This window comes from Evansella sp. AB-P1, assembly GCF_029688925.1.
GTDB lineage: Bacteria > Bacillota > Bacilli > Bacillales > Salisediminibacteriaceae > Evansella.
This window is the reverse complement of sequence record NZ_JARUKY010000007.1, coordinates 84652-106912: the sequence shown is the minus strand read 5'-3', so window position 1 is coordinate 106912 and position 22261 is coordinate 84652. Positions and strand designations below refer to the sequence as shown.

The following is a 22261-nucleotide window of genomic DNA, read 5'->3' as shown; positions in this document are numbered from 1 at the left end:
CATGGCGGACGCTTTTACTACAGGAATAAGTGTGACATCTGTTCATGCTAAAAGGTCTATTTACTCAGAATTATTAAACAAATATAAAAATTAAAATAAAAAGTCTTGAAAAACGGTGAGAAATAAAAGACAATGGTAAATAACAATATTTTAATGCTTAAAAGCGATAAAGAGAGAGGTCGATACTAATGAGATTTTTAACTGCAGGTGAATCACATGGACCAGAATTAACGGCCATAATAGAAGGGATTCCAAGTCAACTACCATTAACGGAAGAACAAATAAATGAACATCTTCAACGAAGACAAAAGGGCTACGGTCGTGGAAGACGAATGCAAATAGAAAAGGATCGTGTTCGTATTACAAGTGGAGTCAGACACGGTAAAACCACTGGAGCACCTATTACACTTCATGTGGAAAATAAGGATTGGAAGCATTGGGATAAAATTATGGGTGCAGCCCCTTTATCTGAAGAAGATGCCCAAGAAATTAAACGTCAAATTACTCGTCCCCGCCCTGGGCACGCAGATTTAAACGGGGCAATTAAGTATGATCACCGTGATATGAGAAATGTATTAGAAAGATCATCTGCAAGAGAAACAACTGTAAGGGTTGCTGTTGGAGCAGTTGCCCAAGTATTACTTAAAGAATTAAACATTCAATTATGCGGACATGTCTTAGAAATCGGTTCTGTAAAAGCAACGGAAGTATCCTTCAATGATATTGAGGATCTTAAAGAACGATCGGAAGCATCTGAAGTTCGTTGTCTTGATTCAGAAGCAAGTGAACAAATGAAACAAGCAATAGATGAAGCAAAGGAAAATGGAGATTCCATCGGTGGAATAGTGGAAGTAGTTGCTGTTAATTTACCGATCGGGCTTGGGAGTCACGTTCACTACGATCGAAAACTTGATGGGAAACTAGCCCAATCTGTTATGAGTATAAATGCTTTTAAAGGAGTAGAGGTTGGAATTGGGTTTGAGGCAGCTAGACTTTTAGGGAGTCAAGTCCATGATGAAATATTATATTCCGAAGAAAGAGGGTTTTATCGTAGAACGAATCGTCTGGGTGGCTTTGAAGGTGGAATGACAAACGGGATGCCAGTTGTGGTCCGTGGGGCAATGAAGCCAATTCCAACCTTATATAAGCCATTACAAAGTGTAGATATCGATTCAAAAGAAACCTTTTCTGCAAGCATTGAACGTTCAGATAGCTGTGCTGTCCCTGCAGCAGCTGTTGTATGTGAAGCGGCGGTTGCTTGGGAACTAGCAACTGCAGTTTTAGAAAAATTTGGATCAGACACATTAGGAGAGATCATTAAGAATTTAGAGGACTTTAATGAAAAAGCGAGGAATTTTTAATGACAGACTCCAGTTTAAAAATTAAAGCTTCAAAACACTCATACGCTGTTATTGTTGATCCTGGAAGTAGGAAAAAGGCGTATCAATATATACAAGAAAATGTTAAGAATAAACCTACTAGTTATTTAATTATTACTGATGATAAAGTAGCTTCATTATTTTTAGATGACGTGGTGAAATCATTTCCAGTAGGAACGAAAGTGGAGTCTGTCATCGTACCACATGGAGAGAAGGCAAAATCATTTAATCAATTTGAAAATGTATTAACGGCTGCTCTCGAGTATAATTTAGATCGTAAATCGATGATTATTGCTCTTGGAGGAGGGGTAGTGGGTGATTTAGCTGGCTTTGTTGCAGCTACATATATGAGAGGTATTCCTTTTGTACAAATGCCTACGACTCTATTAGCGCATGATAGCAGTGTTGGAGGAAAAGTGGGGATTAATCATGAAATAGGTAAAAATCTCATTGGTGCTTTTCATCCCCCATCATTAGTTTTATATGATCCTGAGTGTCTACTTACTTTACCAGAGCATGAATGGCGATCTGGATTTGCTGAAGTTATTAAGCATGGCTTTATAGCGGATCATCTATTTTTAGACTGGATCAATGATAACATCACATCTTTTCAGGATTTGGATATGAATTTGCTGACAGAAATGCTTTTACGTTCAATTAAAATAAAAGCAGACATTGTGGAACAGGATGAAAAAGAAGCTGGAATTCGAGCATATTTAAATTTTGGTCATACGTTGGGCCATGCTATAGAGGCAGAATTAGGCTATGGAGAAATAACACATGGAGAAGCAGTTGTTATTGGAATGGTATTCGCTTTAGCCTTAAGTGAGAAAAAATTTAACATTAAACTACCTACAGAAAAATATATTATTATGCTTAAACGTTTAGGGTACAACATAACAATTCCAAATCATGTATCAAATGAGAACCTCATTCGTAAAATGAAAATGGATAAAAAATCTTTTAATCACTCCATACATTTTGTTTTATTAAAAGAGTTTGGAAAACCCAGTTTAGTAGAAGTGTCAGAAAAAGTGTTAGAACAAGAATTAATTGGAGAGGGGAAATAGGCTATGGTTAGGGGAGTTAGAGGTGCCATTACTGTGAATAAAAATGATCGAGATGAAATCATTGCGGCAACAGCCCGATTAGTAAAGGAAATGCAAGTGGCCAATAAATTTGACCCAGATGATATTTCCCATATGCTGATTACAATGACGGAGGATTTAAATGCTGCTTTCCCAGCAGCAGGCTTAAGAACATTACAAGGCTATGATCGTGTACCTGTTATGTGTAGTCAAGAAATACCTGTACCTAATAGTCTTGAAAAGTGTATTCGTGTAATGGCTACTTTAAATACAAATAAAAGTCCTCAGGAGATTCAACATGTGTATCTAGAAAAAGCGGTGCAATTAAGACCTGATTTAAGCTTGACAAAGGAAGGTAATTCACGATAGGATGACTACAAGATTAGTTTAGATTAGCCAGTGAAGGTTTCATTAATTTAGAAAAGAGTAGATTGTAAGAGCATTTAGAGCAGAGTAGAGATGAGAAGAGGAAAGCAGAGCAGAGTAGAGACGATAAAGACGGTAATAAACGTCTGCCCTCTACGGTAGACGTTTTTATATACCTTTTAGTTTATCTAGATAAAGTGTTAAAACGTTAAAACTATAAAGTGTTAATTTAGTTAAACCCTTTGTTTGACGTTATTTATCATACACTTTCCCGCCCTTCCTCCTCGAATCGATCACTCTGACAAAAAAAAGAGGTGATCACTGTGATTAAAACAAGTTTACAAACTTTTAAAGAGAATGCAGCAATATATGATACGATTCCAGTATCTACGACAATTGTTGCTGATACGAAAACCCCAATCCAATTATTCCAATTATTCAATGAGAAAGCTGCGTTTATTTTAGAAAGTAAAGACCCTGTGTCAGCATGGTCAAATTATTCTTTTATTGGACTTTCTCCAAACCTATTTCTTGCTGAGAGAGATGGTGAATTTCTATTAGAGGATTCGGATGGGAATCTCCATGCAAAAAAACCTACCTTTCAAGAAGTATGGAAAGAAAGTATTGATTATTTAAATGTAGCTCCAATTTGGCCTGATTTTCCTTTTCCAGGAGGAGCTGTAGGCTACTTTAGCTTTGAATCCTACTCCTTGTACGAAAGAAAAATTAATAAAAATGAATCTGGTGAATCTGATGTATATTTAGTATTTTGTGAAACAATTTTAGCATACGACCATCAAAAAGAAGAATTAACAATTATAAACCTACAAAAGGTAAACCAGTCTTTCATAGAAGAAAGCTATTATGAGGGAAAGAAAAAAATTGATGAACTCCTTTCTACCATTGAAATAGGAAATGGCTCTGAAACGAATCAAATAATTTCTGCTAATACTCCTGTATCTGATGATGTTTTTGAAGGTGTGAAATCAAATTATGAGAAGGAAGCTTTCATCCAAGATGTAAAAAATATAAAAGAGTACATTGAAGCTGGTGATATTTTTCAATGTGTTTTATCGCAAAGATTCGACATTCCAGTCACTTCCACAGGGTTAGACTTATATCGAGTTTTACGGAAAGTAAATCCTTCACCTTATTTATATTATTTGAGACTAGGAGATCAAGAAATTATCGGTAGTTCACCAGAAAGGCTCGTAAAAGTAGATCAGTCGAGAGAATTAGAAATCCATCCAATTGCAGGTACAAGAAAAAGAGGTAAAACAAAAGAAGAGGATGAATTTTTAGCAAATGATCTAATTCAAGATGAGAAAGAACGTGCAGAGCATTTAATGCTAGTAGATTTAGCTCGAAATGATCTTGGGAAGGTAAGTGAATTTGGTTCAGTTACTGTCCATGACATGATGACTGTTTCTTATTTTTCCCATGTTATGCACTTAATTACGAAGGTAAGAGGGCAATTAAGAGAAGGAATTGACCCTTTTGAAGCATTATTCTCTTCCCACCCTGCTGGAACTGTTTCAGGTGCACCGAAAGTAAGGGCAGTTGAAATTATTCAAGAATTAGAGAGTGATCGAAGAGGTGTTTACGCTGGGGCAATTGCTTATTGTGGGCTGAATGGTGCGGTTGATTCTTGTATTGCAATTCGAACCATTATTTTAAAAAATGGTGTTGCATCGGTTCAAGCTGGAGCTGGGGTCGTTCATGACTCTATTCCTGAATCAGAATGGGAAGAAACCAGAAACAAAGCAAGAGCATTATTGTATGCAATAAAAATTGCAGAGCAACGGATTCATACAGAGGAGGTTTCAACATGAATAATGTAGTGGAGAAACTATTAAATAAAGCAACTCTTGATGTGAATGAAGCGAAAGCATTAGTTTTAGATATGTTAATGGGTGAGGTCACAGATGAACAAATAGCTGCAATATTAACTATTTTACGTTATCGTGGAGAAACCGTTGATGAAATTGTTGGTTTTGCAAAAGGAATGCAAGAAACATCCATTCAAATAACCCCTCCTGTTCCCGTATTAGATACGTGTGGTACAGGGGGAGATGGAATTGGAACCTTTAATATTTCTACAGCAGTTGCGTTACTTGTAAGCTCCTTAAATGTTCCTGTAGCAAAGCATGGTAATCGAAGTGTTTCTTCAAAAACTGGAAGTGCAGATGTGTTGGAGACATTAAATATTCCAATTCAAACGAATAAAGAAGATGCATTAAAATTTTTACAGGAGCACCACCTTTGCTTTTTGTTTGCACCGATCTATCATTCTGCAATGAAGCATGTTGGAAAGGCACGAAAACAATTAGGGGTAAAGACAATATTTAATTTGCTTGGTCCATTAACCAATCCAGCAGGAGCCTCTAAAAGACTTATTGGTGTCTACAATCATGATCAAGCAATAAAGATGGCAGAAGCCTCAGTAGAACTAGGGATTAAAAGGGCAATGTTTGTAACTGGTGCAGATGGTTTGGATGAGTTAACGATAACTGGAACATCCTTCGTAGTTGAAGTGAATGACGGTGTAATAAATAAATATACAATTACCCCAGAAGATGTTGGTTTAAGAAGGGGAAAGATTGATGCTTTATTAGTGGATTCTCCTAATGAGAGTGCAGCAATGATTGAATCTGTTTTTAATCTGAAAGGGCCGGCAGAAGCAGAAACAATTCTATTGTACAATGCAGGTGCAGCACTATACGTGTATGGACGTGTCTCCTCCATTGCCGATGGCGTACAACTAGCTAAGGGAGCATTAGGTAAAACCGTACTTGGCCATTTAGAAAATTTAAAACAAATAAATAGGGAGGAAGTTTCCCGATGACGTCTACTATCCTTGACAATATAGTTAATCAGAAGAGGCAAGAAATAAAAGAGATACAGCTACAAGAAAAACAAACTGAAAATTTTGAATCACGATCATTTTACCAAGCCTTGTTACAGCCAAATAGAGATTTAGGTATTATTGCCGAAGTGAAGAAGGCAAGTCCTTCAAAGGGCGTACTAGTTGAGAATTTTGATCCGCTAGCAATAGCGAAGACATATGAAATTCTTGGGATGGACTGCATTTCTGTGCTAACAGATGAAAAGTTTTTTCAAGGTCATCCATCCTACTTGTCAGAAATTAAAAGAAATATATCTATTCCAATTCTTCGAAAAGATTTTATTATTGATGAGAAGCAAATCTTTCAATCAAAATCCATTGGGGCTGATGCTATTCTCTTAATTGCTGCGATTTTAGATTCAAACCAATTAAATGAATATATGAATGTTGCTGAAGAGCTAGAGCTTGATGTACTTATTGAGGTACATGATGAGGATGAGCTTGAAAAAGTATTACATGCTACAAAGCCAAAAATGATTGGTGTGAATAATAGAGACTTAAAAACGTTTAAAACAACGTTAGAAACTTCAAAAAGATTAGCAGACCATATACCTGATGATGTGATTTTTATTAGTGAAAGTGGTATCCAAACGAGACAAGATATCGATTACTTACGTGAAATTCATGTTAATGGTTTATTAGTAGGAGAAGCTTTTATGATCAATGACAATAAAAAATCAATTTTAACTGAATGGTTTCAGGAGGATAACCATGAAGCCTAGTCTCAAATTCTGTGGTAATAGGTCTTATGATGACTATTATAAAGCGGTAGATAGTGGTGTAGATTATATTGGCTTTATTTTTGCACAAAGTAAAAGACAAGTTCATCCAAACGAAGTGAAGCAATGGATAGAACAGTATCCATATAAAAGAAATCAAAGGCTTGTAGGAGTCTTTGTAAATGAATCTATAGAAAAAATGATTGAAATTGCACACGATTGCAAGCTTCATGTCATTCAATGTCACGGAATTGAATCACCCAAAATACTAAAAGAGTTAAAAAATGAAGTAGATTGTCTTGTATTTAAAACTATCCACCATCATGCAAAAGGTGTAGATCTTATGCTTCAATATGATGACATTGCTGATGGTTATGTTGTAGATACGAAAACGGAGGACTCTTGGGGCGGAACTGGTATTAGATTTGATTGGGATACGATTCCTTTGTATTCACAAGAAGCAACGAGACAATGTGTTCCTTGCTTTATTGCTGGTGGAGTAAAGGTAGAAAATATAGAAGGGCTATTAAACTTTCATCCATTAGGCATCGATGTATCATCAGGTATTGAAACAGAAGAACAAAAAGACGAGAGGAAGATGATGGATATGGTTATGAAAGTAAAGAACAGTTATCAGGCACCTGATTCATTAGGTCGTTTCGGAGCATTTGGTGGACGGTATGTTCCTGAAACGTTAATGTATGCCTTAGAAGAATTAGAAAAAGCCTTTGAAGCGGTAATGAATGATGAAAGTTACTTTAAAGAATTGCACAGGGAGTGGGAACGTTATTCAGGGCGACCTACTCCATTGACGAAGGCTGGACGTGTTTCAGAATCTATAGGTGGAGCCCAAATTTATCTCAAGCGAGAGGATCTAAACCATACAGGTGCTCACAAAATTAATAATGCCATTGCTCAAGCATTATTAGCAAAACGAATGGGGAAGGATCAGATTATAGCAGAAACTGGAGCAGGACAACATGGTGTTGCAGCAGCAACGGTAGCTGCTAGGTACGGACTAAGCTGTAAAGTATTTATGGGTGAAGAGGATATGAAACGCCAAGAATTAAACGTTTTCCGCATGAGACTATTAGGCGCTGAAGTGATTAAAGTTACTAGTGGTGGTAAAACATTAAAAGATGCAACAAATGAAGCAATTCGCTACTGGGTTACAAACGTGAATGACACATTTTATCTAATTGGGTCTGCCGTCGGTCCACACCCTTATCCTAAGATGGTAAGAGAATTTCAATCTGTCATTGGTAGAGAGAGTAAAAATCAATTTGTAGAAGAGACAAGTAAGCTACCAGATGAGATTATTGCATGTGTTGGTGGAGGAAGCAATGCAATCGGTATGTTTTATCCCTTTATAGAAGAGAATGTTCGTTTAACAGGAATAGAAGCAGCTGGAAAAGGAACGGAAACGACAGAGCATGCTGCAACTCTCACAAAAGGAGTGAAAGGTGTTTTACATGGTTCCTTATCTTATTTGCTTCAGGATGAATCTGGGAATGTCATTGAACCATATTCTATATCTGCTGGCCTCGATTATCCTGGTATTGGACCGGAACATGCTTATTTACGAGATTTAGGACGAGTAACCTATGAATCTATAACTGACCAAGAGGCATTGGATGCCTTGCAAACCTTATGCCAATTAGAAGGAATTTTACCAGCAATTGAATCAGCCCATGCTTTAGCTTTTGCTTTTAAACGAGCAAAGGAGTTATCTACTGAAGATACAATACTCGTTTGTTTATCTGGTCGTGGTGATAAAGATGTTCATACGATACAGGAAGTGTTAGGGGGAGAATAAGTAATGAATCGTTTATTATCGAATGAATTTAAAAATAAGTCAAATCGTTTTGTTCCTTATATAATGGCTGGAGACCCTTCTATTGATGTCACGATAGATATCGCTTTAGCACTAGAGGATGCAGGAGTAGACGCTATTGAATGGGGAGTACCTTTTAGTGACCCGTTAGCAGATGGACCAGTGATTCAAGCAGCAGGTGAACGAGCAAGAGATAAGGGAATGAATATAATAAAAGCCATCGATGGAGTAAAAGAAGCTAGGCGACGAGGCTTAACCGTACCTGTTATTCTTTTTACGTATATAAATCCAGTGTTAGCTTATGGAGAAGAAGTAATTATCTCTAAATTGAAGGAAGCACAGATTGATGGAATTTTAATTCCAGACCTACCAATTGAAGAGAGTGAGTCCATTCAACGCTTATGTAAACAATATGATAAATCTTTAATCTATTTAATTACATTGAGTTCCAAATCCAGAATGGAAAAAATAGCTCGTGAGGGAGAGGGGTTTCTCTATTTCGTGTCATCTCTAGGAGTTACTGGTTCAAGAGAAAGTTTTTCAAAACAAATTGATCAATCAATTAATGATGTGAAAAGCTATACTGATGTTCCTGTCCTAGTTGGCTTTGGAATTTCAAAAAGAGAGCATGTAAAATATTTTCATTCTATTTCCGATGGGGTTATCGTTGGAAGTGCTTTAGTTAATTTCATAGGGGAGAAAAAGGGAGCACTTTTAGACAGTTCACAAAAAGAAATTGCAATAAATGAGATAAAAGGATTTGTCGTAGAGCTCATTTCGTAATAGGATAAGAAGGAAGTAGTTTTTTAATAAAGAAAATAGTTTGAAAATGTAGCTATTGTGAAGATGGAGGGATTATCGTTGAAAGTGAAACAGTCAATGGTTGGCTTAGTTCCTTATCAACCAGGAAAACCGATAGAAGAAGTAAAAAGAGAGCTAGGCTTAAAAGAAGTAATAAAGCTAGCTTCAAATGAGAATCCTTATGGATGTTCACCAAAAGTGAAGGAAATGATTGCTAAATCTTTAGAAGACTTGGCTATCTATCCAGATGGATATGCGCGACAGCTAAGAGAAAGAGTTGCAGCTCAAATAGGGGTTAAAGAAACGGAGCTATTATTTGGAAATGGTTCTGATGAAGTTATATTAATCTTATGTCGTTCTATATTAACCGGAGAAGATAATATTGTTACAGCGACTCCAACTTTTCCTCAGTATCGTCATAATGCTGTTATTGAAGGGACAGAAGTTCGTGAGGTTCCTTTAGTGAATGGAGTACATGATTTGGAAGGAATGCTTGAAGCAATTGACGACAAAACGAAAATGGTATTTGTATGTAACCCTAATAATCCATCTGGCACATACGTAGGTGAAGAAGCATTTCTTTCATTTTTGAAAAAGGTTCCAGAGGATGTATTAGTAATTAGTGACGAAGCTTATTATGAATACGTAGCAGCAGAGGATTATCCGGATACAATTCCGTTGCTAAAAGAATATAAGAATCTGGTCATTTTACGTACATTTTCAAAAGCCTATGGATTAGCTTCACTTCGAGTTGGATATGGAATAGCAAATGAAGAGCTCATACAAGCAGTAGATCCTGGGAGAGAACCATTTAATACAAGTACATTAGCACAAAGAGCTGCAGTTGAAGCGTTAGGAGACCAAGCATTTGTTCAAGATTGCTTTGAGAAAAACCGTAGAGAAATGAAACGCTTTGAAAAGTTTTGTGAAGATAATGGGTACGACTATTATCCATCTCAAGCAAACTTCATTTTAATGGATCTTCGTAAGCCTGGTGGAGAAATTTTTCAGAGGCTGTTAGAAAAAGGGTTTATTACGAGAAATGGTGAAGCACTAGGTTTTCCTACATCAGTAAGGATTACTTTAGGTACAGCTGAACAAAATAAACAAATCATTGATATTTTATCGAAATTTTAGTAGCAGGAGGTACCTTCGTGAGGAAGCGTGTACTATTAATCGGGTTAGGGTTAATAGGTGGATCTCTCGCCTTAACTATAAAAAAGGAACATCCAGATTGTGAAATCATTGGATTTGATGTAGATAAGGAAGCAGGTAAACTAGCATTAACCCTACAATTTATTGATACAATTACGGAAAATTATAAAGAAGAGGCTGCTAAAGCAGATTTAATTATTTTAGCAACACCAGTTCAAAGTGCAATCACTATACTAGATGAATTTCTAGCCCTTACGTTTAAGAAAAATTGTATTATTACAGATGTGGGAAGCACGAAAGAGGGAATTGTTAGAAAAGGAGCAGAGCTTGCAAAGAAAGAAGTTCATTTTATCGGTGGACATCCTATGGCAGGTTCACATAAATCAGGCATTACGGCTTCTAATGAACGTTTATTTGAAAATGCTTTTTACATATTAACACCAATAAAACCTACACCTGCTTCTAAAATAATTCAACTTCAAAATTGGTTGCGAGGTACTGGTGCGAAATTTATAGAATTAGATCCAATTGAACACGATAGGTTTACTGGAATGATTAGCCATTTACCACATATAATTGCGTCCTCTCTTGTCCACCAAACAGGAAAAATGGGGAAGAAGCACCCTATTGTTTCGCAGTTAGCAGCAGGAGGGTTTAGAGATATTACCCGTATTGCATCTGCTTCTCCGTCCATGTGGCGAGACATTTTATTACAAAATAAAACGATCTTGCTAGAAATGCTAGAGGATTGGAACGATGAAATGAACAGAATAAAGGAAATTATCGAGCTCGAAGATGGTGATGCTATCTATTCCTTTTTTGCAGATGCAAAAGAATTAAGAGATCAATTGCCGGTTGGTGAAAAAGGTGCCTTATTGCCATTTAATGACCTTTATGTTGATATCCCTGACCACCCAGGTGTTATTTCCGATGTTACTGGAATTTTAGCTGAGGAAAATATTAGTATTGTCAATCTTAGAATTATAGAAGCAAGGGAAGATATCATGGGTGCCTTACGACTTAGCTTCCGATCTAACGAGGATTTATTAACGGCAAAAGAAGTGTTAAAGGAAAATATGTATGAGACATATGATACACCTTAGGAGTTGAGGAAATGAGATCACACAATATTAACAAAGCATTAAATGGTTTAAATGGAATGATAACTGTACCAGGGGATAAGTCAATCTCCCATAGGGCTGTGTTGTTTGCGTCTATTGCTGAAGGAGTAACAAACATTACTGGCTTTTTACCTGGTGAGGATTGTTTAAGCACAATTAACTGTATGAAACAGTTAGGTGTCAACATTGAGGAAAATGGAGACAAGGTTATAGTTGAAGGAAAAGGTGTTGCAGGTCTTTATGAACCAGCACGAATATTAGATGTTGGTAATTCAGGAACGACAATCCGTTTATTATCTGGAATTTTAGCTAGCCTCCCAATATCTAGTGTCCTCGTTGGAGACGATTCCATTGCAAAGCGACCAATGTCAAGAGTCACTGGTCCACTAAAGATGATGAATGCAACCATTGATGGAAGAGAGCATGGGCAATATACACCTCTTCATATTCGTGGTGGCAATTTAACAGGAATTCATTATGTTTCTCCTATAGCAAGTGCACAAGTAAAATCATCTATATTGTTAGCAGGCTTAAATGCAAAGGGGACAACAACTGTTACGGAACCATATCGTTCAAGAGATCATACAGAACGCATGCTTAAAACCTTTGGCGTAGAGGTGCAGGTAAAGAACGAATCTGTATCCGTTTATGGAGGACAAACGCTACATGGAACTACGATAACAGTTCCTGGAGATATATCATCTGCAGCCTTTATGCTTGTTGCAGGGGCAATTGTACCTAATAGTGAAATAGTGTTGAAAAATGTAGGAGTTAACCCTACACGTACTGGGATTTTAGATGTTTTAACTGAAATGGGTGCAAAGATGACCATAACTGAGGAGACTCAATTTGGAGAAGAGCCTGTTGCCAATATAAAAGTACAAACATCTGCATTAAAAGGAATAACTATAGGTGGAGCTATCATTCCTCGCTTAATAGATGAAATACCTGCGATAGCTGTTTTAGCTACTCAAGCTGAAGGTGTTACAATAATTAAGGATGCAGAAGAATTAAAGGTAAAAGAAACTAATCGAATTGATACGATGGTAAACCAATTGAAAGCCTTAGGTGCCGATATTGAAGCTACAGAAGATGGCATGAAAATTGTAGGTCCTACTCCGTTAAAGGGTGGTACAACAGAAAGCTATGGAGATCATCGCATTGGAATGGCAATGGTATTATGCGGTTTAATTGCAGAAGAAAGTATATCGGTGCTCAATACTGACGCAATTGCAGTGTCATATCCTAATTTTTTCGAAGATTTAAACAAGTTACAGAACAACTAACATAATTATCCCTCTCCCCTCATAACTTGCAATACAGGGGAGGGGGATTTTTATGAAATACAATATGAATGTACATGATAAAGAGACTGGTGAAAATAGAATTGTTTGGATTGATGATGGAAGAATTCGTTATTCTGAATTACCAACTGAACGTTCGGGAATTTTTCATTTAGCTGGAGACGGTTTTAATATTGTACCTGGAAAAATAACAATGGATAATCAAGTGGCTAAAGCATTTAGTCAAGGAAATGGACTTTCCTATATAAAGCGCCTTCTTCTTTTTGGATTTACTAGTTTTATACAGCTCATTGATTTATATTACGAAAGTGAATTTGATGAAAAGCTTTCGAATAGTAGACATCAGTTATGTTATTGCCCAATAGATTATATTCATGCAGTACGAATTCCTATAAGAAGGTTTTCAGACAACCTTGCCCGGAAAATTAAGAATGAATCCATTCCTATTGTTTTTTTTACAGTTGATAAAGTGGATGAACTTGAAACTACTCATTGGAAAAATATTGTAGGGGCAATGTTCCCTAGAAGGACCTTACTCATATGTGAACCAAATATGAATTTAAAAGAGCAGGAGAGAGATCACATTATTGAATCATGGAAAAAAATAGTAGAGAACCAACGGTTAAATTCTTTTATAGGATTTCCTCCAGGTGGACAAGAAGTTTCTATCTTTTTAGCGAAAAGGATTGGACTTTATCCTAGAAAAAGCACGTTAATGAATGGAAGTGATGCAGATTATCTTATGTATAGTCTCGTAAATCATCCAGTACAACCTTTGAATTTTCCTGATGTGATTGTGTTAAAGGGGCAAGTGATTAAAGCTGGAACGAAGTGGGACATAGATGCTATACAAGGACAAGAGTTAACTACAGTGATTCCAGAGAAATTTTTACCTATTGAAGATATTAACCGGTACGAAGATAATAAGGAATTAATTTAAAACCATAGAATGAGTACAAGTTTTATTAAGGGCAATTGATGACAAGTCAATCGTCCTTTTTGGACTACTTTCAGGATAGACCTCCCATGCAAGTGGATATTTGCACCATGGGGGAAGGCGCTACTGTTCCGGGTGAAAAAGTTTGTAGGCGCGGAGGAAGGCGCTACTGTTCCTGTAAAGAGTGAAAAAGAAGTTTGTAGGCACGGGGGAAGGCCGCCCTGTTCCTGTAAAGAGTGAAAAAGAGGTTTGCAGGCACGGAGGAAGGCCGCCCTGTTCCTGTAAAGAGTGAAAAAGAAGTTTGTAGGCACGGGGGAAGGCGCTACCGTTCCTGCAAAGAGTGAAAAAGAAGTTTGTAGGCACGGAGGAAGGCAGCCCCGTTCCAGCAAAGAGTGAAAAAGAGGTTTGTAGGCACAGGGGAAGGCCACCCCGTTCCTGCAAAGAGTGAAAAAGAAGTTTGTAGGCACGGGGGAAGGCCGCCCTGTTCCTGTAAAGAGTGAAAAAGAGGTTTGTAGGCACAGGGGAAGGCGCTACCGTTCCTGCAAAGAGTGAAAAAGAGGTTTGCAGGCACGGAGGAAGGCCGCCCTGTTCCTGTAAAGAGTGAAAAAGAAGTTTGTAGGCACGGGGGAAGGCGCTACTGTTCCTGCAAAGAGTGAAAAAGAGGTTTGCAGGCACAGAGGAAGGCCGCCCTGTTCCTGTAAAGAGTGAAAAAGAGGTTTGCAGGCACGGGGGAAGGCCGCCCCGTTCAAGCAAAGGGTGATATTTCCCCAATGGAGTCACCGATTTCCAACCACTGAAATGTTACCTAAATCTTAATAAAAGTCTTCAAACTTTCTCCATGTGGTTGTGATAGTGGTTTCTGTTCATGACTTCTGTTTTTCATAATATTGGAGTCAATGAATCTCTTTCTGTTAAAATAGAGGGAAATTGAAAACATGTAAAGGATGAGTGAAGTGAACAATCGATTAGAAGAAGCGATTCAACTTATAGAAAATGGTAATCATTCTGCTGGTTTAGATATACTAGAAAGTGTTAGTAAGATTGGAAATGATGAAGATAAACGTACTATTTCTGAAATATATTATGAACTCGGGCTTATTGATCGTGCATTAGCAATATTAGAAGAGCTAATGTTTCAATACCCTGATCATGGAGAATTGTTTGCTTTTGCAGCAGAATGCTACAGTGAACTAGGAAAAGAAGAAGAGGCTATTGATATGTTAACTGAAATAAAAGAGGAAGATGACGCCTTTGTTCAAGCACAACTTCTTTTAGCAGATATTTATCAAAGTCAAGGGTTAGATGAGGTAGCTGAACAAAAGCTTTTAAATGCAATAAAGCTTACCCCTGATGAACCTCTTTTGCAATTTGGCTTAGGAGAATTTTATTTATCTAGAGGAGATTATTTACAATCCATACCATACTTTAAAAAAGTAATACATCAAGGTGATCTAGTACATAATGAGGCAATAAATCCCTACCTTCGTATTGCAGAAGCATTCAGTACGACAGGAGAATTTGAAGAAGCTTTGGATTATTATAAAAAAGGATTAGATGTTAAAGAAGACATTAACAGTCTTTTTGGGTATGGATATACTGCTTTACAAGTTGAGGATTTTGAAACAGCAGTTAAACAATTTTTGAAATTAAAGAACTTAGATCCAAGTTATACAACACTATATCCCTATCTTGGTAGAGCACTTCGTTCTTTAAATCGTTATGAAGAAGCATTAAATGTATTAAATGAGGGTATAAAGAATGATGAATTCAATGAAGAGCTGTATTTAGAAATGGCAACTACCCAGTTTACTACTGGAAACATGGAATTAGGAAAGGACTATTTGCAAAAGGTTATAGCAATCAACCCAAGTAATATGACAGCTGTAAAAGAGCTATTAATGTATTTTCAACAACGGGAGGATTATGAAGAAGCCCTTGAACTACTGTCTTTTCTTGAAGACTTTGGAGAATACGACCCTATTTTTGAAAGGTACAAAGCAAAAGCACTGTATGAAGAGGATGATTTGCATGGTGCAATGAAAGCTTACGATGCTGCACTACACGAAATAACTGATGACGAAAAATTAATTGAAGAAGCTGCAAATGCTTTTCTAGAAGGAGGAGAAAAAGAAAAGGGTATAAATCTATTAAAAAAATTAATCTCCATGAATCCAGACCGAGTAGATATTGAAGAAAGAATACATGAATTAAATACGGACGTGGGTTTTTAAATAAAACTCATAGAAAAGCACCTCTTATCCAATACTAGTATTAAAATGTGGAAAGAGGTGTTGGGAGAATGAAACTCGTTCAAGTACTCTTAAATCAACCTCAAAAAGAGCTAGTGGATCGAGTAAATGAATTACATATATCTTGTAATTCTCGATCTAGGCAGGAGCTAACGGAACAGTTAACGAAAGTTTTGTTAAATAAAGTACGACTTAAGGAGGAATGGACAAGTTTACTTAACACTGAACAGCATTTATTACTCCAAATGTGTTACCATTCTACTATTCAATTTATTACATCTGATGAGCTTAAAATATGCTTAAAACAAGATGATAGAAAAGATTTTGATCAAATTATTAGAAAACTACGAAAAAAAGGCTGGATTTATCAAGACACAAGTGGATTTTGGATATTACCATTGGAATTAAAAGAATGGATTCATGAACATAACTATGAGGAATGGTGTGAAGATTTTATTTATATTCCTAAACAACAAGACAGAAATTTTCAGGTTGTTAATGATGTTTTCACCTTTTTAGACATTGTTGAAGAGAAGAAAGTGTCATTAACTAAAATGAAAACTATATATAAAAAAGAATTATTAACAATACTAAGTCAATTATCTGTCGAGGAATCGCCCCCACAGGAGCAGTGGAGATTTGGGTATGGAAGACATTTCAATTCCTATCCAGACTGTTTTTCGTTCCTATATGATTTTTGTTTTGATCAAGGTTGGATAGTTGAAGGTGAAGCTTTAATGATTGGACCAAACTGGGAGAAGGGGCAAAGAATTTCAGTAAATGAATTAATGGATAGAATGCTCCGAGCATATATTAAACTATATCGACGTGCTATACCCCAATTGCCTTTTCTTTTAGAAATGCTTCGAATGGTGTTAGTTAAAGGAGAAGCTATTGAAAAAAAACAGCTTATATCTAGAATAAAACAATATGTAGATCCATATTATTATGACAAGCCAACAGATATTATCCATTTGCGGATTATTAAAATTCTTACCTATATTCATTTTTTATCGTCAAAGATGGTAGATAATTGTGAATATGTGTATCTTCATCCAAGAATGATTAATAAAATGTAGTAAAGGATGAATAGATATATTAGTGAACATTTTCAAAGTAGACCTCGATGCAAGTGAAGGTTTGCACCATGGAGGAAGAAAAAACTTTTTATGGAGGTTCATCCGTTACAGGTGACAGCTTTCTGTGGGGCACGGTCTCAACTTCCTAGCACTTACTCGGTAAGTGCTAGGGGATTTTCGACTAGTGTTGATCCCACTGGAGTCGCTGCCTTCCACTCCTGAACCATTTCTATTTTCAGGGTAGCTCTTATCAGTGTAAATTAATTCAAAAAAATCACAAAGTTTTATTTATTTTAAAGGATTTTTTTGTAGAATGGAGAATATATAAAGTAAATAGAAATCATGAAAGTGTCAGTATCGTCGTTGTGACAACTTAGACTGTCTTCCTCGAAAGATGATTGAAAAAATGAGGGAGGGGAAAATTATGAACAATCCTGTTCCAGTTATGGAAAAGAGAGATTTTCTAAAATGGTTTTTGGATCAATACCAGCTTAAACGTCGAGAATGTGCCTGGTTATTAAATTTTCTTATGAGTGACGACGTATTAATGGAACGAGTTCATTTCGTAGAGCAAGCAGAATTTTGTCCTAAGGCTTTAATGATTTCAGCAAATGATGTTGATAATGTACCCTTTGCATTTCACAAAAATCAACATGTAACAATGGATGCAGAAAAATCTTTTCACGATATTCGATTAAACAGAAATGAAGATATTTACGTGCAACTTAATTTTAAGGATAAGCAGTCAATTCCTCAATATATGGCCGTACTAGAGGAAAATCCATTTCTTCCTGTTAATGAGGAAGAGGCAAATATTAATAGTTTATTGGCAGAAATGTTTTTAGATCAATCTATTTTAAGCTACCGGATTGACATTCTTGAAAAAGATATTGATCAAGCTTTAATTAGAGGAGATGAAGATGCCTTTCATGAATTAGTAAAACAATACAAATCTCTAAAAGCCCTTTAAGAACTAAGGGCTTTTCTTTTGCAGAAGAATTAGTTGGATATATTTCAAGACAGAAAATTTTCTTGTTAGACTTTTTTCTATTATAATATTGAATAACATGACAAAAAATGAAAAAAGTAAAGGAGAGGAATTTTTTGAAGTGGACAGCACAGCAAATGGACATGTATTTAAGTTCAAAAGAGTACGTAGACACAGCAATTATCCCATTAATTCCATTAGACTGGAAAAATGATGCAAAGGGAATTGTGTCTATGGGAGAATTTACTTCTATTCTTGTAGATGAGATAGAACGACAATTTAAAGGAAGACTTTTTCAAATTGCACCTTATACATATTTAACAGAAGAAGAAGAGCAGGACAAGCTCAATCGGTTGCTAACGTGGGATAAACATTTTTTTAAACACGGGTTTAAGCATATTGTTTATATTACATCTGATAGCTTTTGGAAGACAGTAGAAAAGGATCTTCCTGATATGTTGATTTGGGTACCGTCCCTATCTTTAGAAACGATGGATGATTCGTATGCGAAACAAATTATTGATCAACAACTTAAGCAGTTACTACCTTTAATTACGAACAAATGGCAAGAGGAACCGATAGAAAGATAATTTACGAGGAATTTGTTATGAAAGTAGCAAATCGAATTGTTGACATTCGTAGAAATTTTGGGCTATCATGAGAATGTCTTAGTATCCTTTTTTATGATGTTATACTAGAACACGGATGTGAGGAGGGAAGGTCGTGAGTGAAAAAGAACATAAAGTATCTAGACGCCAATTTTTATCTTATACGTTAATGGGTGTTGGCGGATTTATGGCTGCAGGTATGATTAGTCCAATGGTTCGCTTTGCATTAGATCCAGCATTAGAAGCAGGTGGAGAGATTGATTTAGTTCAAGTGGCAACAGTAGATGAACTAACAGATGAACCACAACGCTTTGATTTCAGTGTTGAGGTTGAAGATGCTTGGTATACTTCAGAGCAATCAAGAACTGCTTGGATTTATAGAGAAGGCGATGAAATTATTGCATTGTCACCAACATGTACACATTTAGGTTGTACTGTAGGATGGGACACAAATGAGGAACATCCAAATCAATTCTTTTGTCCATGTCATTTAGGGCGCTTTGAGAAAGATGGTACAAATGTTCCAGATACACCACCAACACGCCCGTTGGATGTTTATGAAATGGAAATCCAAGACGGAGCTATTTACTTAGGAAGACCAATACGTAGATAATGAAAAGCTAGTTGAAGGGGGGACAAAACTGGATGTTACAAAAAATATACGATTGGGTAGATGAACGGTTAGATATTACACCGATGTGGCGTGATATTGCAGACCATGAAGTTCCAGAGCACGTAAATCCTGCCCATCATTTCTCAGCATTTGTATATTGTTTTGGTGGCTTAACATTTTTCGTTGTAGTCATTCAAATCTTGTCTGGAATGTTCTTAACAATGTATTATGTTCCAGATATTATTCACGCATATGAATCAGTTTACTTTTTACAAAATGAAGTAACACATGGTGTTATTGTTCGTGGTATGCACCATTGGGGCGCAAGCTTAGTCATCGTTATGATGTTTCTTCATACATTAAGGGTATTCTTTACTGGTTCTTATAAAAAACCAAGAGAATTAAACTGGGTTGTTGGTGTACTTATATTTTTCGTTATGTTGGGATTAGGATTTACAGGCTATTTATTGCCATGGGACATGAAAGCATACTTTGCAACAGTTGTAGGTTTAGAAATTGCTGAAGCAGCACCTTTTGTTGGTGGATTTGCAAAAGCACTATTAGCAGGTGGGGAAATAATTGGTGCGCAAACCTTAACACGTTTCTTTGCGATTCATGTATTCTTCTTACCAGGTGCACTTTTAGGATTATTAGGTGCTCACTTCTATATGATTCGTAAGCAAGGTATTTCTGGTCCATTGTAAAATGGCATGTTGAAAAGGAGGGAAAGCTATGCATCGCGGGAAAGGTATGAAGTTTGTGGGAGATTCCCGAATTCCGGCTGAACGAAAGCCGAACATACCAAAAGATTATTCCGAATACCCAGGTAAAACGGAAGCGTTTTGGCCAAACTTCTTGTTAAGAGAATGGATGGTTGGGGCTGTATTCTTAATAGGTTACTTATGTTTAACAGTTGCACACCCTGCACCTTTAGAACGTATGGCAGATCCAACAGATTCTGGATACATACCATTACCTGACTGGTATTTCTTGTTTTTATATCAATTGTTAAAATATCAATATGCGGCAGGGGATTACACTGTAATTGGGGCAGTTGTTATTCCAGGTATTGCATTTGGAGCTTTACTTTTAGCCCCTTGGTTAGATACTGGTCCAGAACGTCGACCAGTAAGAAGACCAATAGCAAGTGGTATTATGTTGTTAGCAGTAATCAGCGTTATCTTCTTGACTTGGGAAGCAGTAGATGATCACGATTGGGAAGCAGCAGCAGAGCAAGGTGCTATTGTAGACGAAGTACAGTTTGATGAGTCGGCAGAGGCATATGAAATTTACTTGACGCAGCAATCCTGTATACAATGTCATGGTGACAATATGCAAGGGTTACCAGGAGTAGCGCCTAACATCTTCGAAAGTGATTATACAAAAGAAGAAGTATTAGAGATTATTGTTAATGGTAAAGGAATTATGCAAGGTGGTTTATTCGAAGGTACTGATGAGGAGCTTGAAATTTTAGCTGCCTTTATTGCTAACGACGGGCAAGTACCTGATGATGAAGAATAATAAATAAGACATAGGTTCAAGCTGGCTGAAAATGTTCAGTCAGCTTTTCTTTAAATCAATACATAACGTAACGGAATGATTACGAACAAAAAAGGAAGATGTTGAATGGTAGAAGCTTTTCTACAGCTATTAAGAGATCGAATATTTTTAACAATATTGTTAATCATTAATATAGGTGGAACAATTTACGGCTACATCTGGTATGAAGCTCAATTAGTAATTACTCCAACTATTTTTCTCCCATTTGTACCAGATAGCCCTACAGCTAGCTTATTTTTCTGCTTTGTATTAATCGCATTTTTGTTAGGGAAAAATTGGCCACTGATTGAAGCCTTTGCAGCTGTTACTTTATTAAAGTACGGAATTTGGGCAGTTGTGCTTATTATTGTACCTACTTTTTTAGGTGCTGAACTATACTGGACGCACTATATGTTAATTTTCTCCCACTTAGGAATGGCGATACAAGGTTTACTCTACATGCCTTACTATCGAATTAAACCATGGCATATAGGTGTTGTAGCCGTATGGACTTTACATAACGATGTAATTGATTATATATACGGCATGTATCCATGGGTTCATAGTTTACTTTCTGATTCAATTCAAGAGATTGCTTATTTTACATTTTGGCTGAGTATCGCCTCTCTATTAACAGTTTATATATTAAATAAAAAAATTATAAAACGACAGCTTTAATAAATCTTTCAGGTCTACTCTTGTAACTCTTTTCATACTATTAAATATGAACTAGAGGAGGGACAGGCATGGCTGGAAGATTTTTAAAAATCCTAATTATCTTATCTATTTTAACCGTCACGTCGTTTCACATAGGACAAGCTGAAGAAGTGGAAGGGCAAAAAGATATTTGGCGTGAGCTAAATCATACGACAGATACCATTTTACGATACGTAAAAGAAGGCCATTATGAAGAGGCAAAGCAATTATTAAATGATTTTTCTGAGCAATTTTTAACTATTCGTGCATCAGAGCATAATTTATCTATGTCAGAGCTTCATGTAATTACAGCAGCATATGAGGATGTGTTAGAAGCAACTACGAACGTATCTTTATCCCATGAAGCTCGTGTACAAAAAGCCTCAAAGCTTAGAATTTTAGTAGATGTGTATGATGCATCACATGAACCACTTTGGAAACAAACAAGAGGTTCACTATTCAATCCATTAGAGCAGATGGAGGAAATGATTAAGAGTGGAAATCCACAAGCTTTTCAAAGGGAATTAAATCGTTTTCTAGATAACTATGAGACTGTTCGACCAGCTTGGTCAGTTGATTTGCCATATGAATCATATCAAAAAATGGATAGTCAAGTTCAATTTTTAAAGAAATATCGTAATGACTCATTGAATAAGGAAGTTATTTTGAAACATTTAACAATTATGCAAGGACAACTAACGGAGATTTTTGATGGAGAACAGGATGAAGTCTCTGATCCATCTTTAATATGGGTTATGTTAACGATAGGCGGATCTATCTTACTTTCATTAACGTACGCAGGCTGGAAAATATATCGTGCTGACAAAGAAAAGGAAAAAACGAAAAAACGAAACAAACGTTATATTCCATAGGGTCACGG

Annotated in this window: 21 protein-coding genes; all 21 read left to right on the top strand. The window is 36.4% G+C overall.

What is annotated here, in order from left to right; translation table 11 throughout:
• The first annotated feature begins 188 nt into the window (after positions 1 to 188).
• On the top strand, positions 189 to 1361 hold the full coding sequence (gene aroC / locus QA612_RS08815) for a chorismate synthase (protein ID WP_278283425.1): 1173 nt from the start codon (positions 189 to 191) through the stop codon (positions 1359 to 1361).
• Positions 1361 to 2449, top strand: coding sequence for a 3-dehydroquinate synthase (gene aroB, locus QA612_RS08810; protein WP_278283424.1), 1089 nt, complete (start codon positions 1361 to 1363; stop codon positions 2447 to 2449). Before aroC ends, aroB begins: the two co-directional genes overlap by 1 nt.
• A 3-nt stretch (positions 2450 to 2452) precedes the next feature.
• A complete protein-coding gene (gene aroH / locus QA612_RS08805; protein WP_278283423.1) occupies positions 2453 to 2836 on the top strand; it encodes a chorismate mutase in 384 nt (127 codons plus the stop codon).
• Positions 2837 to 3156: 320 nt separating this feature from the next.
• Entirely contained in the window at positions 3157 to 4665 is a 1509-nt protein-coding gene (gene trpE / locus QA612_RS08800) for an anthranilate synthase component I (RefSeq protein ID WP_278283422.1), read from the top strand.
• Complete coding sequence (gene trpD, locus QA612_RS08795; RefSeq protein ID WP_278283421.1) at positions 4662 to 5678, top strand: anthranilate phosphoribosyltransferase; 1017 nt, start codon at positions 4662 to 4664, stop codon at positions 5676 to 5678. The genes trpE and trpD overlap by 4 nt, the downstream gene beginning before the upstream one ends.
• Complete coding sequence (gene trpC, locus QA612_RS08790) at positions 5675 to 6460, top strand: indole-3-glycerol phosphate synthase TrpC (RefSeq protein ID WP_481804429.1); 786 nt, start codon at positions 5675 to 5677, stop codon at positions 6458 to 6460. The genes trpD and trpC overlap by 4 nt, the downstream gene beginning before the upstream one ends.
• Complete coding sequence (gene trpB, locus QA612_RS08785; protein WP_278283420.1) at positions 6450 to 8273, top strand: tryptophan synthase subunit beta; 1824 nt, start codon at positions 6450 to 6452, stop codon at positions 8271 to 8273. Before trpC ends, trpB begins: the two co-directional genes overlap by 11 nt.
• Before the next feature lie 3 nt (positions 8274 to 8276).
• Positions 8277 to 9074: a tryptophan synthase subunit alpha gene (gene trpA, locus QA612_RS08780; RefSeq protein ID WP_278283419.1), complete on the top strand. Its 798-nt coding sequence runs from the start codon at positions 8277 to 8279 to the stop codon at positions 9072 to 9074.
• A gap of 78 nt (positions 9075 to 9152) precedes the next feature.
• Positions 9153 to 10229: a histidinol-phosphate transaminase gene (gene hisC / locus QA612_RS08775; RefSeq protein WP_278283418.1), complete on the top strand. Its 1077-nt coding sequence runs from the start codon at positions 9153 to 9155 to the stop codon at positions 10227 to 10229.
• Between the two features lie 17 nt (positions 10230 to 10246).
• On the top strand, positions 10247 to 11350 hold the full coding sequence (locus tag QA612_RS08770) for a prephenate dehydrogenase (protein WP_278283417.1): 1104 nt from the start codon (positions 10247 to 10249) through the stop codon (positions 11348 to 11350).
• Between the two features lie 11 nt (positions 11351 to 11361).
• Positions 11362 to 12654: a 3-phosphoshikimate 1-carboxyvinyltransferase gene (gene aroA, locus QA612_RS08765; RefSeq protein ID WP_278283416.1), complete on the top strand. Its 1293-nt coding sequence runs from the start codon at positions 11362 to 11364 to the stop codon at positions 12652 to 12654.
• 52 nt (positions 12655 to 12706) lie between these two features.
• Positions 12707 to 13612, top strand: a complete 906-nt coding sequence (locus QA612_RS08760; RefSeq protein ID WP_278283415.1) for a hypothetical protein — start codon at positions 12707 to 12709, stop codon at positions 13610 to 13612.
• A gap of 950 nt (positions 13613 to 14562) precedes the next feature.
• Positions 14563 to 15840 carry a tetratricopeptide repeat protein gene (locus tag QA612_RS08755; RefSeq protein WP_278283414.1) on the top strand — a complete coding sequence of 426 codons (1278 nt, stop codon included), beginning with the start codon at positions 14563 to 14565 and terminating at the stop codon, positions 15838 to 15840.
• 68 nt (positions 15841 to 15908) lie between these two features.
• Positions 15909 to 16937 carry a hypothetical protein gene (locus QA612_RS08750; RefSeq protein WP_278283413.1) on the top strand — a complete coding sequence of 343 codons (1029 nt, stop codon included), beginning with the start codon at positions 15909 to 15911 and terminating at the stop codon, positions 16935 to 16937.
• A 424-nt stretch (positions 16938 to 17361) separates the two neighbouring features.
• The gene (locus QA612_RS08745; protein ID WP_278283412.1) at positions 17362 to 17907 is read left to right on the top strand and encodes a ReoY family proteolytic degradation factor; all 546 of its coding nucleotides are present in this window, start codon (positions 17362 to 17364) and stop codon (positions 17905 to 17907) included.
• Positions 17908 to 18041: 134 nt separating this feature from the next.
• Entirely contained in the window at positions 18042 to 18515 is a 474-nt protein-coding gene (locus QA612_RS08740; RefSeq protein ID WP_278283411.1) for a YpiF family protein, read from the top strand.
• 187 nt (positions 18516 to 18702) lie between these two features.
• Complete coding sequence (locus QA612_RS08735) at positions 18703 to 19146, top strand: QcrA and Rieske domain-containing protein (protein WP_278283553.1); 444 nt, start codon at positions 18703 to 18705, stop codon at positions 19144 to 19146.
• A gap of 32 nt (positions 19147 to 19178) precedes the next feature.
• On the top strand, positions 19179 to 19850 hold the full coding sequence (gene qcrB, locus QA612_RS08730; protein WP_278283410.1) for a menaquinol-cytochrome c reductase cytochrome b subunit: 672 nt from the start codon (positions 19179 to 19181) through the stop codon (positions 19848 to 19850).
• Between the two features lie 28 nt (positions 19851 to 19878).
• The gene (locus QA612_RS08725; protein WP_278283409.1) at positions 19879 to 20667 is read left to right on the top strand and encodes a menaquinol-cytochrome c reductase cytochrome b/c subunit; all 789 of its coding nucleotides are present in this window, start codon (positions 19879 to 19881) and stop codon (positions 20665 to 20667) included.
• A gap of 105 nt (positions 20668 to 20772) precedes the next feature.
• Positions 20773 to 21363, top strand: a complete 591-nt coding sequence (gene lhaT, locus QA612_RS08720) for a lipoprotein heptaprenylglyceryl N-acetyltransferase LhaT (RefSeq protein ID WP_278283408.1) — start codon at positions 20773 to 20775, stop codon at positions 21361 to 21363.
• 68 nt (positions 21364 to 21431) lie between these two features.
• Positions 21432 to 22253, top strand: coding sequence for a sporulation protein YpjB (locus QA612_RS08715; protein ID WP_278283407.1), 822 nt, complete (start codon positions 21432 to 21434; stop codon positions 22251 to 22253).
• The last annotated feature ends 8 nt before the right edge of the window (positions 22254 to 22261 follow it).

Bases quoted from the DNA above. Each gene is read 5' to 3' on its own strand.
- QA612_RS08760 (WP_278283415.1), top strand. From the start codon at position 12,707: ATGAAATACAATATGAATGTACATGATAAAGAGACTGGTGAAAATAGA.
- aroB (WP_278283424.1), top strand. From the start codon at position 1,361: ATGACAGACTCCAGTTTAAAAATTAAAGCTTCAAAACACTCATACGCT.
- lhaT (WP_278283408.1), top strand. From the start codon at position 20,773: ATGGTAGAAGCTTTTCTACAGCTATTAAGAGATCGAATATTTTTAACA.
- trpD (WP_278283421.1), top strand. From the start codon at position 4,662: ATGAATAATGTAGTGGAGAAACTATTAAATAAAGCAACTCTTGATGTG.
- QA612_RS08750 (WP_278283413.1), top strand. From the start codon at position 15,909: ATGAAACTCGTTCAAGTACTCTTAAATCAACCTCAAAAAGAGCTAGTG.
- trpB (WP_278283420.1), top strand. From the start codon at position 6,450: ATGAAGCCTAGTCTCAAATTCTGTGGTAATAGGTCTTATGATGACTAT.
- QA612_RS08735 (WP_278283553.1), top strand. From the start codon at position 18,703: ATGGGTGTTGGCGGATTTATGGCTGCAGGTATGATTAGTCCAATGGTT.
- QA612_RS08745 (WP_278283412.1), top strand. From the start codon at position 17,362: ATGAACAATCCTGTTCCAGTTATGGAAAAGAGAGATTTTCTAAAATGG.
- QA612_RS08725 (WP_278283409.1), top strand. From the start codon at position 19,879: ATGCATCGCGGGAAAGGTATGAAGTTTGTGGGAGATTCCCGAATTCCG.
- aroC (WP_278283425.1), top strand. From the start codon at position 189: ATGAGATTTTTAACTGCAGGTGAATCACATGGACCAGAATTAACGGCC.
- trpA (WP_278283419.1), top strand. From the start codon at position 8,277: ATGAATCGTTTATTATCGAATGAATTTAAAAATAAGTCAAATCGTTTT.
- aroA (WP_278283416.1), top strand. From the start codon at position 11,362: ATGAGATCACACAATATTAACAAAGCATTAAATGGTTTAAATGGAATG.
- QA612_RS08715 (WP_278283407.1), top strand. From the start codon at position 21,432: ATGGCTGGAAGATTTTTAAAAATCCTAATTATCTTATCTATTTTAACC.
- trpC (WP_481804429.1), top strand. From the start codon at position 5,675: ATGACGTCTACTATCCTTGACAATATAGTTAATCAGAAGAGGCAAGAA.
- qcrB (WP_278283410.1), top strand. From the start codon at position 19,179: ATGTTACAAAAAATATACGATTGGGTAGATGAACGGTTAGATATTACA.
- aroH (WP_278283423.1), top strand. From the start codon at position 2,453: ATGGTTAGGGGAGTTAGAGGTGCCATTACTGTGAATAAAAATGATCGA.